The sequence below is a fragment of the Acetobacter lambici genome (assembly GCF_011516885.1).
In the GTDB taxonomy this organism is placed as follows: domain Bacteria; phylum Pseudomonadota; class Alphaproteobacteria; order Acetobacterales; family Acetobacteraceae; genus Acetobacter; species Acetobacter lambici.
The window spans coordinates 19,144-36,290 of record NZ_WOTD01000022.1; the positions used below are offsets into that span (position 1 = coordinate 19,144).

Here is a 17,147-nt window from a genome sequence, read left to right on the forward strand (position 1 = left end):
CTTCTCGCAAGGAGCATGCCGGGCTTTATCCTGTAACCATTACGCCAGACTGGCTGTCTGGTTCAGCCCACCTGTTTGCGGGCGGCGTTTACAACGGCGTCCACGGTAAAGCCGAAGTGCTTGAGCAACTGGCTGGCCGGGCCAGACGCGCCAAAGCCGTTCATGGCAATAATGGCACCCGTGGGGCCAGCGTAACGGTCCCATCCAATGGGGGAGCCGGCTTCTACCACCACGCGCCCCGTTACGGTGGAGGGTAGAACGCTTTCGCGGTAAGATTGTGGCTGCGCTTCAAACAGTTCCCAACTCGGCATGGATATCACGCGGGCGGGCACGCCCTCAGCACTCAGGGTTTCATACGCTTCGACCGCGAGCGAGAGTTCACTGCCTGTTGCGATCAGAATAACCTTTGGGGTCTGTTCGCTGCTGGCCAGCACGTAAGCACCTTTTATCAGGCCAGAGGCAGGTGCGTAGCGCGTGCGGTCCAGCGTGGGCAGGTTCTGCCTGCTCAGGGCCAGCGCGGCGGGGCCGGAGCGGTTGGCTATCAGGTAGCGCCATGCTTCGGCCACTTCGTTGGCGTCGGCCGGGCGCAGGGTGGTCAGGCCGGGGGTTGCACGCAACTGCACCAGTTGTTCAATGGGCTGGTGGGTTGGCCCGTCTTCCCCCACACCAATGGAATCATGGGTGAAGATATAGGTTACGGGCAGCCCCATAAGGGCGGACAGGCGGATAGGGGCCTTCATGTAATCCGAGAAGATCAGGAACCCCGCACCGTAAGGGCGCAGACCATACAGGGCCATGCCGTTTACAATGGCCCCCATGGCGTGTTCGCGCACACCAAAGTGGAAGTTACGGCCAGCATAGCTGCCACCCCACTGTGCGGGCTGAAAACTGTCCTGCCCTTTGAGGAGTGTTTTGGTCGAAGGCGCCAGATCGGCCGAGCCACCAAGGAGCCACGGCAGGCGGCCTGCAACGGCGTTCAGCACCTCGCCAGAGCTTGCGCGTGAGGCAATGCCCTTGGCGTCCGCCGGGTAGAGCGGGATGTCCGCATCCCAACCTTCGGGCAGGGAACCGCTGAAAATCGCGTCCAGCTCGCCCGCTTCACGCGGGTGGGCGGTGCGGTAGTCCGCAAACAGTTTTTCCCATGCCGTGCGGGCTGCGGCTCCACGTGCGCCAAGACCTGCGCGCATGTGCGGCAGAACCGCGTCTGGCACGGCAAAGCTGCTGTCTTCTGGCCAATGGAGGAACTTTTTGGTCTCACGCACTTCTTCAGCGCCCAGCGGCTCGCCATGGGCGGAAGCCTTGCCCGCCTTGTGCGGCGCACCCCATGCAATAACGGAATGTGCGATGATCAGGGTTGGCTTGCTGGTCTGGGCCTTGGACTGGGCCAGCAGGTCCAGAAAGGCAGATGTGTCGTTGGCGTCCTTGAGTTCGAGCACCTGCCAGCCATAGGCGGCAAAGCGTTCGGCCACGTTTTCGGTGAATGCGACTTCGGTCGAGCCCTCAATGGAGATCCGGTTGGAATCGTAGATCCATGTCAGGTTGCCCAGTTCAAGATGTGCCGCGAGCGATGCAGCCTCGCTGGACACGCCTTCCATCATGTCGCCATCTCCACACAGTGTGTACACGTGGTGGTCGAACAGCGTAAAGCCGGGCTTGTTGTAGCACGCGGCCAGCCATTTTTCGGCAATGGCCATGCCAACCGAGTTGCCGCAGCCCGCACCGAGCGGGCCTGTTGTGGTTTCCACCCCCGTGGTGTGGCCATATTCGGGGTGACCGGGAGTTTTGGAGCCAAACTGGCGGAACTGCTTGAGGTCTTCCACACTCAGGGCCGGGGCGTCCGTTACCTTGCCGTCCGTCACCTGGCGGATGCCTGCAACATGGATCAGCGCGTACAGCAGCATGGAGGCATGGCCAATGGACAGCACAAAGCGGTCACGGTTGGGCCAGAGCGGTGCCGTGGGGTCGTAGTTCAGGGTGTTCTGCCATAGGGTATAGGCAATGGGGGCCATGGACATGGCGGCACCCGGGTGGCCGGAATTGGCGTTCTGCACGGCATCCATCACCAGTGTGCGAATGGTGTTGATGCACAGTGTATCCGGGTTGTTCACGCTACCGGCTTCTGCTCCGGCTGGTGCACGAAGGGGGGTAGAAAAAGAAACGCGCATAGCGGGCCTGTCCTCCAGCTGGGCTTTAGTGCCAAAGCCCGCAAATATAGGGTCGGGGCCTGCGCATGAGGCCCCATAAAAGAAGTTTTTGCACAATTCCACGGTTCTGCATTTTTCGGCAAGAGACGAGCTTGCCCAAAGCGGAACCCTTGCGGAGTTATCCAGTTCAACCCATTATATCAAAAGAGTTGTTGTTCTGCCATGTTCACCCGCCCGGCATATGCCAACAAGTTGCTTTGCGGCGTGTGGGCGATGTGGCAAAATGAAACGATCACGCAACCAGACAAGATGTTCAGCACGGGGCAGGGGTCTGCCCCTTACAGGATAAACCGTTTTTTCCGGAGGTCAGCCATGACAGAAGAGTCTACCCGGGCACAGTCCGAGCAGGCCCCCGCCAATCCGGCAGCCGGAGAAGGCGGGCAGGCATTTACGCGTGAGCAGGTGGAAGCCCTGTTCATTAACGCTGCCAGAGAAGGGGATGCGGACCTGCTGGCCCGTTTTCTGGAAGCGGGGATGAACCCGAACCAGAGAATGGAAAAAGGCTACACCCCCCTTATTCTGGCCGCCTATAATGGGCATAGGGATGCGGTGCGGGTGCTGCTTGACCGTGGTGCTGATGCCAATCTGAAGGATGAAAAAGGCTCCACCGCCCTGTCTGGCGTGGCTTTTAAAGGGGATGTCGCTTTGGCGAACATGCTGCTTGAAGCCGGAGCCGAGGTGGATGCCGCCAACGCTGTTGGTCGCACCCCACTTATGTTCGCGGTCATGTTCGGGCGGGACGATGTGGCCCGTGTGCTGCTTGCAGCGGGAGCCAATGTGCTGCTTCGTGATGGCGAGGGCCTGAACGCGCTTGATCTGGCGCAAAGGCAGGGGAATGGCGCGCTCTTGCTGGATTTGAAAAAAGCGGTAGGCGTGTCTGCCTGACGCTGCCTCAGGCCCGACCGTAAGGTTGCGCTTTGCCTGCTCTTTTTTACTGAGCCTTTTTTGAGCAACGGCCTGCCAGCGCAGGCCGTTCAACTTATGTGCATGGAATGATCGGAATGAGCCGCTTCTGGAGTCCTCTTGTTCACACCCTCACGCCTTATGTGCCGGGTGAGCAGCCAAAAATTGCCAATCTGATCAAGCTCAATACGAATGAGTCGCCCTATGGCCCATCCCCTCATGCGCTGGACGCCATAAAAGCCGCTACGAATGACAGCATGCGCCTGTACCCCGACCCCGAGGCGCTGGCCCTGCGTACCGCGCTGGGCCAGCGCGTGGGTCTGGGCGCGGACCATGTGTTTGTGGGTAACGGCTCGGACGAGGTGCTGGCCCACGCTTTTCAAGCCCTGTTCGCTCATGGGGAGCCGCTGCTGTTCCCCGATATCAGCTATAGTTTTTACAAGGTTTACTGCGGGTTGTACAAACTGCCCTACCGTATGGTGCCCCTGAGTGCGGACATGCGCATGGTGGTGGAGGACTATACAGGCCCGTGCAGTGGTGTGGTTATTGCCAACCCCAATGCGCCAACGGGTATTGCGCTGGGGCTGGACGCCATTCGCAAGCTGCTGGACATGCACCCCGACCGGGTGGTGTTGGTGGATGAAGCCTATGTGGATTTTGGCGCGCAAAGTGCGGTGGAACTGGTCCGGGATTACCCCAACCTGCTGGTCGTGCAGACTTTTTCCAAATCCCGCGCACTGGCGGGAGCACGGGTGGGCTTTGCCTTCGGTCAGCCTGACCTGATTGAGGCTCTGGTGCGGGTCAAGGACAGCTTTAACTCCTACCCATTGGACCGTCTGGCGCAGGCGGGGGCTTTGGCATCGGTGGAGGATGAGGCATGGTTTACCCAGAGCGTGCAGCGGGTTATGGCCAGCCGTGCCATGTTGAGCGAGGGGCTGCGTGAGCTTGGTTTTGAAGTCTTGCCGTCCATGGCAAACTTTGTTTACACTCGCCATCCCGATCGTGATGCAGGAGAACTCGCAGCGCAGTTGAGAGCCCGGGCCATTCTTGTCCGGCACCTTAAGGGTGAACGCACAATGGCGTGGTTGCGCATTACGGTTGGAACGCAGGAGCAGTGTCAGGCCTTGCTTGATGTTTTGCGCGACAGTGTTCTTCGCAATTCGTAAAAACTGACTGGTCATTTGTCCAGCCGTTACGCCTCTGGTCGGGCCTGTACGGCGCAGTATGCGCGGCAGGTGCTGCAAGGCGGCTAGGTATTAAATTTTTAAGACATAAACCGTGCCGCACACCCCGCCGCACGGTCTTGATTTGATGGAGGGTCTGTTCATGCGCGCTTTTCGCGGCCAGATGTCTGATAACCAGCCAATCCGGCGCTCCCTGCCGGAAAAACAGAAGCAGCTGCGTGACCTGAAGGAAACGCTGGCTGCCATGAAGTCCCACACATCTCCAGCACTCAAGGAGAGTGTGCGTAAACGCATTGCCCAGCTTGAAGCCGAGCTGACAGCGGCGCCCGTTCTTAAATCCAACCGCCCCAGTGGTGCCGCCCGGCCCAAACAGGAGCGGGGGAATGCTCCGCGCCGTCCAACAATACGGTCTCTTTAAATAATGGCATGGAAAGGGGAGGGGTGGTTGACCTCTCCCCTTTTTGTGTGGCTTGTGCGTGTTGTAGCGTTTTTTGGCGTCATCATTGCCGCAGAATCAGGTGTTCTGCGGTATATTGGAAAAACCCCCATAACAGATTAGCAGAGCAGGGAGATCGGAATTGGCTGGAACCACCTTGTCTCAACTGACGGATCTGCTTTCTGAAGGGGGAACCCTGCTGCGTGATGGTCTGGTCTGGGCCATTTACTGCCGCCCCGGTCAGGAGCCGCAGGAGCTTGAGCGCGATGTGGTCGTTCACCGCCTGACAACCGGGAACTTCCCCCCCGAGTTTGCCGAGGGCGAAGGCTGGGCGTGGTTTCATTTTGATATTGTCCACACCATGTCGCGCCATCAGATCGAGACCATTCCCTCCTTGCCAGAGGAAGTGCGGCAGGTTCTGACCAACCTTGAACGCAGCACCCGTCTGGAAAGCGAGGAGGATATTGTTTTTGGCGCGCTCCCCGCGTTTGATGACACCTCCACCGATGATGACCGCAATGTCAGTACATGGCGCTTTGCCCTTGAGCCTGACCTGTTGCTAACAACCCGCCGCCACCCCATTCCAGCCCTTGGGGTGGTGTTCCACGAGCTCAAGCGTGGTCTGGTGCCCCGCTCCCCCGCCAAGGTGGTGGACCGTGCCCTGCTGGAATTTGCCGATACGCTGCGGCGTGACTTTGCCCGACTGGACGACCAGCTTGATCGGGCGGAAGACGTGCTGCTGATGCTTGACCGCGATACGGATCTGGGCCGCATGAGCGGTCTGCTGGGTATGGTGCGCCGCCGTTCCACTGAACTGCGGCGGGTTCTGGCCCCCGTGGACCGTATTTTCCGTGATGAGGAACTGGAACTGCCAGAATGGGCGGAAGATGACCTGAAAGACCGCTCGCACCGGCAGGTTCATGCGGCACTCGATGACCTTCTTGCTCTTCAGGATCGTGCGCGCTCCTTACAGGATGAACTGACCTCCAATCAGGCGGAAGAAACCAACCGACGGCTGTATATTCTGACCGTGGGTACCATTCTCATGCTCCCCGCAACGCTGGTAACCGGCTTTTTTGGCATGAATACCGGTGGCATGTTCCTGACCAATGGTACGTGGGGCACGGTTGATGCGGGTGGTCTGTGTTTTCTCATCATGATGGGTACATGGTTTTTGCTCAAACTGATCCGCTTTTTGTAAAACCTGCCTGCTATGCAGGGCGGATAACAATATGGCTGTAACCGGAATTGCTGCATACGGTTGAGCGTGCCATAAAATTAGCCAAGTCGTGCAGTAGGCTTGCCGATTGGGAATATCGGGCACAGTGTGATGGTCCGCGATATTCGCTTGGGTAAAAGTGGTCATGCCCGTGTTTTTTGCGCACACTGGAGCCGGTTCCGCCATGGGTGGCTTGGCTCGGTGGGAGCGTTTTCTTGCATGTGGGGTGTGGCCTGTATAAATACATGGCCGTATTTTTTGGCCCGGACATGCGGGACCGGGCATGGATCGGGTCGAATTTCCTGTGCCGCGGCAAGGATGGATTGGACAGCATGACAGGCAGACAGGCCCTTTTCAGGATGCAGGACTGTTGTGCCGTCAGTCCCGTGCCCAAGGTTGGGCGTATGGTCAAAAAAGCGCTCGCTCTGGGGTTGCTGGCCGTGCTGGCGGCCTGCGCCAACCAGCCCGGCGGCAGCGATACGGATGTTCCCATAGCGCAGGAAGCCGAGTTCTACCGCGCCCATGCCCGCGCCTACTACGCGCCCCCCGGCCCGGCGGAAGATCCGTGGGGACCGTATATTCGCGAAGCATCCAAACGTTTTGATGTGCCCGAGGAATGGGTGCGTGCCGTGATCCAGCAGGAATCCGGTGGCAAACTGTTCCATGATGGTCAGCTTGTGACCTCCGGCCCCGGTGCGATGGGGCTGATGCAGCTTATGCCCCCCACTTATGATGAAATGCGCGCCACCTACAATCTGGGTGGGGACGCTTACGAACCGCACGATAATATTATGGCGGGCACGGCATATTTGCGACAGTTGTACGACGTGTATGGCTCTCCCGGTTTTCTGGCGGCGTATAATGCCGGGCCGGGGCGTCTGGAAGATTTTATAACCCGCAACCGCACCCTGCCGCGGGAGACGCGGAATTATGTGGCCTCCATCGGGCGGCGTATTGTGGGTATTTCACCGCTTAACCGTTCTCAGGCCGATATGCAGGTCGCCAGCCATGATTCGTTCACCCAAAGAGCGGTCGGGGGTATATCTGCCCACAATCAGGGCGGGATAAGCGCTGTGCGGGCGGCTTGGTCGGGCAGGCAGCAGGGTAGTATGCAACCCGTGCAGGTGGCTGACGCCATTGGGGATGACGCAACGGATACTACCAGTGCGGCACCTGCTACCTACGGGCAGGACTGGCATCCTGTTTCACGTAAAACAAGAGTGGATGGCTTGACGGAAAGCCCGGCGGATGTACGGGCCATATGGGCCAAGCGTCTGGGGGCTGCATCCCAGACAGCACCGGATGGTCCGGTACAGGTGGCTCAGGTCACGGATGATCCTGTGGATTCCAGTATTCCGGTAGCCGAATCTGTTCCGGCTGCTGCCGAACCTGCCAGAGTGGCGGTGGGGGAAGGGCGCTCGGGTGGTAATTTACGCCTCTTTTCCAGTGCGCATGCGGAACCCGCTCCTTTGCTGAGCAGAAAAGTGCGAGGGGTGGATACCAGAAACTGGGCTATTCAGGTTGGGGCTTTTGGTTCTGCCGCTTTGGCGCAACAGGCGTCTGGGCGGGCGCAGCACCAGAACACATCCCTGTCTGGCGCGCGTGTGCAGATTGCTGTTGTGCAGGCAAAAAAAGGGCGGTTGTACCGCGCGCGCCTGACCAACCTGTCGCACACCGATGCGGTGGGGGCGTGCCGCAGGTTGAGCGGGTGTGTTGTTATTTCGCCCGAATCAAGGCCCTGAGCAGGGGGCGGTCCCTGCAAACTCGGTGCATTCAGGGCTAGACCTATCAACCAGCGGTTGCTGACTGTGCTGGTGCTGGTGCTGGTGCTGGTGCTGGTGCTGGTGCTGGTGCTGGTGCTGGTGCGCCGGGGGCAGCAAGTGGTGCGTTATCCCGGCCTGAATACCGGTCGATAATCTGTTTTGTAGCAGCCGCGGCCTCCTGTGCCGCAGCTACGGCCACATCGCCCCAATACTGGTCAAGGGAATGGGCGTCTATATCGTGTAGTTGTGTGGCGGCGCCTGCTTCCTTGCCGTTTGCGTCCACAACACGCCAGACGATTTCAATATGCTGCTGGGGGTGGCCTGTAGTGCCAGCCGGGCCGGGTGTGAGTTTTACGGTCGTGGTTACGATAAAATCAGCATTTTTGGCCGAGTTCTGGATCGTGTCCTCACTATCGCGGAACGCAGCGGTAAAGGCCTGCGCCAGTGATGTGTTGCCATCCCCCGGAGCACCGCTGACACCGGTAAAATAGACCCTTGCCGCACGGTGTTTAAGACTATGCGGGTCTTTTTCCATATCGTCGGCCTGAATACCAGTCAGGGCTGCGGCAATGCGGCTTGCTGCGTCCTGAGCCACCAATGCAAAAAATGGTCCATCCCCCGCCGACCATTGTTCAACGGGCACGGGTTGGCCTTCCTGCGTGGCTCGGACCGTGTTTTTTGGGGTCATGACCGTATAGACGGGCACGACCTGCCCGTTACGCAGTTCGGCTTGCATATTTAGCCACCAGTCCCCTTTGCGTGTGGGCTGGGCTATGGCGGGAATGGTCTGCTGGAGCAGTTCCTGAGCCACGTCTTTTGCCCAGAGGCTGGCATTGGCATCGGAGAGCAGGGCATTGGGTGGGGTTGGTACATCCAGCCGCGATGGAGGCGCGTTGGCCGCCAGCCCCGGCCCGTTCCTGCCTGAGTGCGCAAAGGGGTGGGGGACATCAAGGCATCCGCTCAGCAGGAGCAGGGCAGAGCAGGGCAGGGCAAGGCGTAAAGACTGCTGGCGGCGTTTCATCCGTTGCGGGTTCCCGTGGCGATAACAGAAATCTGGTGTCCGATGGGGCCACCGCCAGCCAGAGTCCGCCGCCTGTGGCTGAAAAACCGATTTTCGTCCATGAGCGTATCCACACCCAGAGCGGCAGTGTGCTTGAGCCCTGCGCGCTGGAGGCGGAAAACACACCATCCGGCCAGATCAAACTGGTAATGTCCTGCCCGTTTGCCGGGGGCAAAAAACCGGGCTGCCTGCCTGTCCGTGCTGGTTATGGTTGAGTGCATGTCCTCGGCGGTTTCGTAACTTTCCTGTGCAATGCAGGGGCCGACTACGGCATGTATGTCTTCACGCGTGGTGCCAAGGGCTAGCATGGCCTCTATTGTTGCTTCCAGCACACCGCTTAACGCGCCGCGCCAGCCTGCGTGGGCTGCGCCAACAATGGTTCCCTGTGCTGTGCTGAACAGGACCGGCGCGCAGTCAGCCGTAATAACGCCTATGGCCAGATCTGGGTTGTTGGTGACCAGCGCATCCGCCTCCGCACCGCTACCAGCGGGCCATGCGGTGGCGGCGGTCACAACGGTTGGGCCATGCACTTGCGTAACACCCAGAAGGCAGTTGGCCTGCACATCCATGTGGCTGGCAACGCGGGCCCGGTTCTGGGCCAGATTTTCCGCCGTATCGCCCGAGCGGGTGGAGCAGTTCAGGCTGGCATATGGGCCGCTGGAAACACCTCCCTCGCGGGTAAAAAAGCCGTGTCGGGCCTGCCCCAGCAAGGGGCTGGTTAGCGGGGCCAGACTGGCTGGTGCGGCGGGCGGGCAGGTCATGCAACCGGACCTTTCGTAAAGCCGGGAGGAGTGGGCAGGGTAGGGCTGGCCATAGCCATGACCTTGAACAGATGCCCCATTTTTTCTGGCGCGACCAGCCGGTTTGCAGCCGAACGCAGCATGGCTGCATCCTGCGGGCTTGCTTGACCTGCAAGTTGTTCAGTGCGCTCCATAATGCCCAGATGTTGCAAAAAGTCGCCCTGATTTTCCGTCCCGTAAGTGGCGGCTTCTGCCTTGCGGGCCACGGCAAGCAGGGCGGTAAAGTCCACATGGGTGGTCAGGTCGGCCTCTCCTTCCTCCGCTTTGAGCGGGTGCGTCGGGCGGGCATGGCGCAGGGCCTGAAGAGAGTCCCCGGTTGAATTGGTGTCGTGCCCATAGTCAATAAACAGGGCAACACCGGGGGAGTGGGCAAATCTGTGGGCAAGGTCGCGCACAATATGCTGGGCCTGTTCGCACACTTCCACAACCGTATTCGGCTCCAGTATGCGGCTGTCTGGCAGGATGGGGGGGGCGCAGGAGATGAGTTCGAGCGTTTTGTTGGCAACGTAGTGTTCATGCCAGCCCGTGTTGGTCTGGATGAACTGCCGGACGGGCAGTGCGTCCAGAAATTCATTGGCCAGCAGGATCATGGGGCCTGCGGGTATGTCATCCACATGTTTGTGCCACACCGGCTGGGCGTAGGGGTGCAGGATTTCAGCCTGAACCTGCCGTAACCGGGGTGATGTTTCGACCAGATGCACGCTCAGCGCCTGCGCCATGGCAGGAGCCTGACGGGTAATAACGCGCAGCGCATCGGCCATGAGCGTACCCCGGCCGGGACCGGCTTCGGCCAGAATGATTTTGGCGGGGCTGCCCATGCCCTGCCAGACCGTAATGGCCCACGCACCTAGCAGTTCGCCAAAAACCTGAGAAATTTCTGGCGCGGTAATAAAGTCCGACAGGAACGGTGTTTCGGCATAATACTGGGCGTTCACCCGTGCCATGAAGTGGTCAAGTCGCTCTGCGTGGTAGATGTGTGGTGCCATAGGTCCGTTCAGTTTTTTTCAGCGGGTTGATCTTGTGGGTCGGGCAGGCCGCCATAAATGGGCTGGTGGCGGGCGTTCAGCATCAGGGCAATGCCTGCGACAAGCATGGGAAGGCAGAGCAGCTGTCCCATGGTAATGCCGCCGGGCAGGTAGCCGAGGAAGGAATCCGGTTCACGAAAAAACTCGCAAAAAGATCGTGCGCAGCCATAACCTGCGAGGAACATACCCGCCAGAAAGCCGGGGTGTTCGCGCACGGATTGGCGGCGGGATGCGGTGTACAGAATTAAAAACAGCAAAAGCCCTTCGGTCAGGGATTCGTAAAGCTGGGAGGGGTGGCGGGGGATTGGCCCGCCTGTGGGAAAAATCATAGCCCATGGCAGACTTGCCGGTGCCTCGCGGCCCCAGAGTTCACCGTTAATGAAGTTGGCCAGACGCCCCAGCCCCAGCCCAATAGGCACGGCCACGGTCACCCGGTCCGCAAAGGCCAGAAAATTCAGCTTGTACCGCCATGTAAACAGCACCATGGCGGTAATGACCCCCAGCGCCCCCCCATGGAAGGACATGCCGCCATGCCATACCTCCAGTATGGAAATGGGGTGGCTGAGGTAGTAGCTCGGCTGGTAGAACAGAACATACCCAAGCCGCCCGCCCATAAGCACACCAATGGTGACCCATGTTAAAAAATCGTCCGCCAGTTCCGGTGTGCCAGCGCGCGGGCGCAGGGCAAGCAGTTTACGGAGCAGCATAATCCCCAGCACAATGCCCAGAATGTAGGACAGCGCATACCAGCGAACGGCCAAAGGCCCGAAATGCACCAGCACCGGGTCGAACTGTGGAAACATCAGAACAGGAAGCATGGAGAGGTCAATCCGGTGCGAGGGGCCAGAGCTATGGGCGGTCCGGTATCAGGACAATCTGAGCAGGAACCGGCCCACCGATGCGGTGGGTCTTGGCGTGACTATAAAGGGCGGGCCTGTTCCCTCCAACCCAGCAAATGCGTGGCAGGGCGTGTGGGGGCGCAAAAACAGGGCAAAGGTTGGTAGTCAGGGCGCTGTCAGTTTTCTATCATGCCCGATATTATCCCTTTTCTGGAAGATATAAGGTCTTACCCCATGAGTGATGAAATTACGGTTGTTGCCATTCTCAAGGCCAAAGTGGGTTGTGAGGACGATGTTGCAAAGGCCATGGCGGCCTGTGTAGCTCCCTCCCGCGCGGAGGCGACAAACCGCCAGTATGTGCCTAACCGTGACCTGGATAACCCGCAGACACTGATTTTTGTTGAACGTTGGGCAAGCCGGCAGGCTCTGGCGGATCATATGGAAACGCCGCATTTCAAACAGTTGGCTGCAAGCTTTGAGGGCCAGTTGGACGCGCCCGTGCAGATTCATATTCTGCAACCTGTGGCCGGAGCCTGAGTGCAAGTTCCTGCGCACGGCAGAAACGCCGTGCGCAGGATAGTTTGGGGGCTTACCGCAGGACAAACTGCTGGATAACAACCAGAACCCCCATACAAAAGGTCAGGAACAGGCTGTGCTTGAACGTGCGCGCCAGCACCACACCTTCGTGGCCTTTAAGCGATGTAACGGACACGCCGGTGGTAATGTTCTGGGGCGAGATCATTTTGCCCATGACCCCGCCTGATGAGTTGGCCGAGGCAAACAGAACAGGATCGAGCGAGAGCTGGTGGGCTGCGGCAACCTGCAGGTTGCCAAACAGCGCATTGCCCGATGTGTCGCTCCCGGTCAGGAACACCGCCACCCAGCCCAGAAAGACCGAAATAAGCGGGAAGAACATGCCCGTGGAAGACACCGCATAACCCAGTGTGTAGGTCATGCCCGAATAGTTCATTAAAAACGCCAGACCGATGGTGAGTGCTACGGTCACAACCGCCAGCCATGCCTGCCGCAGGGTTGTGGCAATGGCGGCACCAAACTGGCCAAGTGTCGTGCGGGTGAACACGGCGCTAAGAATAGCAGAAACCAGAATGGCCGTGCCCGTGCCAAGGGGTTCAAACTTCCAGACCGCAGCATAAACCGATTTGTAAAGCGATATGAAAACAGCGTTGTCCAGCCCCGGCCAGTGTACGGGCAGTGCGCCAATACGAGCAATGTGTAGTGCGTCCCATGCAATAACCACGGCAATAACCGTAACCCACGGGATCCAGCCTTGCCAGAGCGGCACGGAGGCTGTGCTTGCATGCTTTTCCGCATTAATCTGGCTGAGGTCTATGGCGTATTCCGGGTCGGGTGCTGGTTGCCAGAAGCGCAGGAACACAATGCTGGCTATGAGCGATACGCTGGAGGACAGTACATTGCTCAGGCTGTACAGGCCCGCGCCAGAAATCACCAGCAAGGTCAGGGCAAAGCTTCCGCCAGCTACAAGCAGAATGGGCCACATCTGGCGCACGGAGCGCCACCCGCCGTAAAGCGCCATAACATAAAACGGAATAAGGCAGGCAAAGGGGGTTAGCTGGCGGCCAATGGTGGCTCCAAGCACATCGGGCGGTAGCCCGGTAATGGACCCCAGCACGGTTACGGGAATACCCAGCCCCCCAAAGGCCACAGGTGCTGAATTGAAGATCAGAACATAGGTCAGCGCATCCAGTGCGAGAAAACCCAGCATGATCAGCAAGGCACTTGTAATGGCAACGGGTGTGCCAAATCCGGCAACGCCTTCCAATGCCGCACTAAAGCAGAAGCCAAGCACGATCAGAATAATGCGGCGGTCATTGGGGACATGCCGGATAATCCAGCCCCTGAATGCGTCAAACCGCCCGTTATGCACAGCTACGTTGAACAGAAGCAGGGCGCAGAGCGCAATCCACATGACCGGCAGGAGCGAAAAGACCACACCGTTGGTAATGCTGGCCACAGCCAGAGCAGGGGGCAGGCCCCACAGGCCAATGGCAATAACCAGCCCCACAACCAGCCCCCCAAGGGAGGACTGCCAGGCAGGGCGGCGCAGAACCCCCATAAGGAACAGGGTAACAAGAATGGGGCAGGCCGCGACAATAAAGGAGAGGAGCAGGCTGTGGCCCACGGGAGCTAGAGGCTGTATGAACATGATTGTTCTCAAACAAGGCGTTAGCCTCTCTCATGATGGAGAGAGCGTTTGAAGTAACGCGTGCTCCTGTGGGAGGATGCAATAAAATTTCGTGTTATGGTTCACCAGCCTGCGTGGTCTTTGGTGTGTGAACCGGCACATGGCTACTGCGTTGTGGCTTAAGGCGCCCATGTGTGGCGGGCGTTATGGAGGACGGATTTATGGGCAGTCGGAGCATCTGGGTGGCTGGGGGGGTGCTTGTCGCATGTGCCGCCTTGGCCGGGAGCGTGGTTCAGTATTCCCGCACAGAGCGTGCGAACCTTGCCGTAGAGCAGGGCATGGGGCCTAATCCGGTGCTGCCTGACCCTGCGGGGCGGCCATTGCCCACGGTCAACATTGCCCGCCCCGTCGGCTGGAAGCAGGGGGAACACCCAACGCCCGCCGCAGGGCTGGATGTGACGGCTTTTGCAGCCGGTCTGGACCACCCGCGCTGGCTGTATGTGCTGCCCAATGGTGATGTGCTGGTAGCCCAGAGCAATTCTCCAGGGACGGATATACAAACTTTCAAGAACCGTATTGCCCGTTTTGTCATGGGGGCCGTGGGTGCTGGTGCGCCCAGCCCCAATCGGATCATGCTGCTGCGGGATGAGGACGGCAAAGGAGCTGCTACCTTGCAGACGGTCCTGCTGGACCACCTTGATTCTCCCTTTGGCATGGCGCTGGTCGGGAATGACCTGTACGTGGCAAATGCCAACGCCATTGTAAAATTTCCGTACCATGATGGGGATACGCATATTACCGCCCCGCCCGTAAAAGTGGCTGATCTGCCTGCGGGGTATAACCACCATTGGACCAAAAACATTCTGGCCAGCCCGGATGGACGGTTCCTGTACGTGACCGTGGGGTCCAACAGCAATGTGGCCGAAAATGGTATGGCGGTGGAGGAAGGGCGCGCACGGATTGACAGGCTTGACCTGCAAACAGGAAAGCTGGAGCCATATGCAACGGGTTTGCGTAACCCCAACGGTATGGGGTGGGAACCACAGACCGGCGCATTATGGGTTGCGGTCAATGAGCGCGATGAAATTGGTAGTGACCTTGTCCCCGATTACATGACATCGGTACATGAAGGGGGGTTTTACGGCTGGCCCTATAGTTATTATGGCCAGCATGTGGATGTGCGGGTGCAGCCTCCACGCCCCGATCTGGTGGCCACCGCCCTTGTGCCAGACTATGCGCTTGGGCCACACACCGCATCACTGGGTCTGACATTTACAAATACCGCCAAGCTTTTGCCCGAGGCCATGCAGCAGGGAGCTATTGTGGGGCAGCACGGGTCATGGAACAGGCGGCCAAAAAGTGGCTACAGGGTTATTTATGTTCCCTTTGCCGCTGGTAAGCCCGATGGTGCTGCGCAGGATGTGCTCACAGGGTTTCTGACCCCGGATGAGGACCATGTGCATGGGCGACCTGTTGGTGTTGCGGTCGACCAGAATGGCGCACTCCTTGTTGCGGACGATGTGGGCAATACCGTGTGGCGCGTGACGCAGGCGCGCTAAGTCGGGCTTGCATGCGGTGTGTTTGGTTTTTTGTGTCCTTGCATCCGTGGCGGGATGATGAAACTCTGAGGGCATAAAACTGGCGGAATGTGCAAGCTACGTCCGGTTTTGTGCAATGTGGGGCGGGTTAGCCCCGTACAAGGGGTATTTCATGAAGTCCGTACCACGTCTTGTTGCTGCTGTTTCCCTGTTTGCCCTAGCGGCCTGCCAGACACCATCGCAGCCGGTGGCAGTGCCTCCCGTTCAGGTGTCAGGCACACTTACGCAGCACCAACCGCTTGCGTCTGATCTTGGAGTTGCAGGCAGTGGACCGGCTTTTAGCATAAAGTATCTGTCCACCAACGGAGTTTCAGGCAGCGGGCTGGTACCCGTTACAGGTGTTGTTATTTACCCTGCGGGGCCAGCTCCCAAGGGAGGATGGCCAATTGTTGCGTGGGCGCACGGCACGGTGGGTATTGCCGATAGTTGCGCGCCATCACGCAACCCCCGCTCCGCACGGGACCAGACATATCTGGGTGAATGGCTGCACCGTGGCTTTGCCATTGTCGCGACCGATTATCAGGGGTTAGGGAGTGAGGGCACGCACCCTTATCTGAACGCCCGGACCGAAGCCTATAGTGTGCTAGATGGCGTAAAAGCGGCGCTGGCCGGTCTGCCAGACCTGAGCAACACGATCATGATCGTGGGGCAGTCCCAGGGGGCGGGGGCGGCATTTGCCTCTGCGGCCTATGCACCGGCCTACGCGCCAGCATTGCATGTGCGTGGAGTGGTTGCCACGGGCATTCCCTATATGTCGCCCGAGGTTATTAAGGCTGTATTGCACGCCAAACCGCAGAACAGTGCGAGCGGTATAGACCCCGTTGTGGCTTATGCCCTGTTGATTGGCGCGTCAGAGGCCGGGCTGAACCCGGCATTTAACCCGGAGCAGGCCTTTACGGAGCGGGCCATGCCTGAATTCCACGCGGCATCAGAAATCTGCGCTCGCCCGCTTATGGAGCGTATTAAAGCTGAAGGGTTGACCCGCGCCAACGCGTTTGAACCCACCTTGCCACAGGCTCTGGCTCCTGCGTTCAAAGCTATGGCGTTCCCGACCCTCAAGCTGGATGTGCCGTTATTTGTCGGGATTGGTACGACAGACAGGGACGTAGCCCCCCAAGGCCAGTTGATGCTGGTCAAAGATGCCTGTCAGGCTGGAACAGTGGTGCAGGCCCATTTGTATAAGGGACAGGACCATTCTCAGGCTGTTCTGGCATCCATGGTGGATTCCGCAGCCTTTACAACAGCGGTTATGAACGGCGAGCCTGTTCAGCCTGTGTGTAAACCGGTTGCACAATAAGCCTCTTTAATAATGTGTCCGAAAAACCGGGATATTTTTATCGTCCCGGTTTTTTAATGGTCAAATTGTTTGTTGAGTGATCTGATCAGTTTTGCAGCAATTCTGACCAAAGCTGTGCAAGCGTGTTTGATGTTTTGCCCTGTTCGGTTTTTCAAACCCGTTGAACGGGGGCGTAGCAAGGTCGGACCTTACGTGTTTTTTGAAAAATAAAGACCACAGGATATGGCTTTGCCTGTTATGGCACTTTTCCAGATCAATGGTTTTTTCAAAAACTAATCTGTTGGCCCATAACCGTAGGGTTGGCCTGCTACGTGGAGGCCAACAAAACTGGTGCGTACACAACGGAAAGCCACAAAATATTCTGTGGCATACATTAGATTTATGATAAAGAGGAAATGGTGCACCCGAGAGGACTCGAACCTCTAACCCCCAGATTCGTAGTCTGGTGCTCTATCCAGTTGAGCTACGGGTGCGCCGTGAGGGGGTATTTAGCCGAGCATCCTGCCCCCGGCAACCCCTAATTTTTATTTTTTTGAAATTTTTTCTACGGCGTGTCGTCAGTTAAGCCCTGAGAGTGGCACGTGAGGGTTGTACTTTGTGTCTGCGTGTGCTGACTGTTTTCCCGTTTTTTTGGGGAGACAGACAGATGCGGCGC

The 17,147-nt window shown here is 58.6% G+C and carries 14 protein-coding genes and 1 tRNA gene; 8 read left to right on the top strand and 7 right to left on the bottom strand.

Annotation, left to right across the window (positions count from 1 at the left end; all coding sequences use genetic code 11):
• Positions 1-62 precede the first annotated feature (62 nt).
• Positions 63-2,165 carry a transketolase gene (gene tkt, locus GOB86_RS10280; RefSeq protein WP_165992240.1) on the bottom strand — a complete coding sequence of 701 codons (2,103 nt, stop codon included), beginning with the start codon at positions 2,163-2,165 and terminating at the stop codon, positions 63-65.
• Between the two features lie 351 nt (positions 2,166-2,516).
• Between tkt and GOB86_RS10285 the strand changes: the two genes are divergently transcribed.
• The 5 genes from GOB86_RS10285 to GOB86_RS10305 all read left to right on the top strand — a co-directional run bounded on the left by GOB86_RS10285 (position 2,517) and on the right by GOB86_RS10305 (position 7,688).
• Positions 2,517-3,089: an ankyrin repeat domain-containing protein gene (locus tag GOB86_RS10285; RefSeq protein ID WP_165992241.1), complete on the top strand. Its 573-nt coding sequence runs from the start codon at positions 2,517-2,519 to the stop codon at positions 3,087-3,089.
• A gap of 116 nt (positions 3,090-3,205) precedes the next feature.
• On the top strand, positions 3,206-4,273 hold the full coding sequence (gene hisC / locus GOB86_RS10290; protein ID WP_165992242.1) for a histidinol-phosphate transaminase: 1,068 nt from the start codon (positions 3,206-3,208) through the stop codon (positions 4,271-4,273).
• Between the two features lie 160 nt (positions 4,274-4,433).
• Entirely contained in the window at positions 4,434-4,709 is a 276-nt protein-coding gene (locus GOB86_RS10295; protein WP_165992243.1) for a hypothetical protein, read from the top strand.
• A gap of 184 nt (positions 4,710-4,893) precedes the next feature.
• Positions 4,894-5,928: a transporter gene (locus tag GOB86_RS10300; RefSeq protein WP_165992256.1), complete on the top strand. Its 1,035-nt coding sequence runs from the start codon at positions 4,894-4,896 to the stop codon at positions 5,926-5,928.
• Between the two features lie 350 nt (positions 5,929-6,278).
• A complete protein-coding gene (locus GOB86_RS10305; protein ID WP_165992244.1) occupies positions 6,279-7,688 on the top strand; it encodes a lytic transglycosylase domain-containing protein in 1,410 nt (469 codons plus the stop codon).
• A gap of 46 nt (positions 7,689-7,734) precedes the next feature.
• Here GOB86_RS10305 and GOB86_RS10310 read toward each other — a convergent pair whose 3' ends face one another.
• Genes GOB86_RS10310 through lgt form a run of 4 tightly spaced genes read right to left on the bottom strand, consistent with a single transcriptional unit; the run spans position 7,735 to position 11,412 of the window.
• Positions 7,735-8,730 (bottom strand): hypothetical protein, encoded by a 996-nt coding sequence (locus tag GOB86_RS10310; protein ID WP_242012598.1) that lies wholly within the window; start codon positions 8,728-8,730, stop codon positions 7,735-7,737.
• On the bottom strand, positions 8,727-9,530 hold the full coding sequence (gene pgeF / locus GOB86_RS10315; RefSeq protein ID WP_165992245.1) for a peptidoglycan editing factor PgeF: 804 nt from the start codon (positions 9,528-9,530) through the stop codon (positions 8,727-8,729). The genes GOB86_RS10310 and pgeF overlap by 4 nt, the downstream gene beginning before the upstream one ends.
• The gene (locus GOB86_RS10320; protein ID WP_165992246.1) at positions 9,527-10,555 is read right to left on the bottom strand and encodes a class I SAM-dependent methyltransferase; all 1,029 of its coding nucleotides are present in this window, start codon (positions 10,553-10,555) and stop codon (positions 9,527-9,529) included. The genes pgeF and GOB86_RS10320 overlap by 4 nt, the downstream gene beginning before the upstream one ends.
• 8 nt (positions 10,556-10,563) lie before the next feature.
• Positions 10,564-11,412 (bottom strand): prolipoprotein diacylglyceryl transferase, encoded by an 849-nt coding sequence (lgt, locus tag GOB86_RS10325; protein ID WP_165992247.1) that lies wholly within the window; start codon positions 11,410-11,412, stop codon positions 10,564-10,566.
• Between the two features lie 255 nt (positions 11,413-11,667).
• On the opposite strand from lgt, the gene GOB86_RS10330 reads away from it, so the two are divergent.
• A complete protein-coding gene (locus tag GOB86_RS10330) occupies positions 11,668-11,970 on the top strand; it encodes a putative quinol monooxygenase (RefSeq protein WP_165992248.1) in 303 nt (100 codons plus the stop codon).
• A gap of 52 nt (positions 11,971-12,022) precedes the next feature.
• On the opposite strand, the gene GOB86_RS10335 is transcribed toward GOB86_RS10330, so the two are convergent.
• The gene (locus GOB86_RS10335) at positions 12,023-13,618 is read right to left on the bottom strand and encodes an L-lactate permease (RefSeq protein ID WP_165992249.1); all 1,596 of its coding nucleotides are present in this window, start codon (positions 13,616-13,618) and stop codon (positions 12,023-12,025) included.
• 200 nt (positions 13,619-13,818) lie between these two features.
• Between GOB86_RS10335 and GOB86_RS10340 the strand changes: the two genes are divergently transcribed.
• The gene (locus GOB86_RS10340; protein WP_165992250.1) at positions 13,819-15,156 is read left to right on the top strand and encodes a PQQ-dependent sugar dehydrogenase; all 1,338 of its coding nucleotides are present in this window, start codon (positions 13,819-13,821) and stop codon (positions 15,154-15,156) included.
• 151 nt (positions 15,157-15,307) lie between these two features.
• Positions 15,308-16,492, top strand: coding sequence for a lipase family protein (locus GOB86_RS10345; RefSeq protein ID WP_165992251.1), 1,185 nt, complete (start codon positions 15,308-15,310; stop codon positions 16,490-16,492).
• A gap of 396 nt (positions 16,493-16,888) precedes the next feature.
• Here GOB86_RS10345 and GOB86_RS10350 read toward each other — a convergent pair.
• Positions 16,889-16,965, bottom strand: a tRNA-Arg gene (locus GOB86_RS10350).
• Positions 16,966-17,147: the final 182 nt, after the last annotated feature.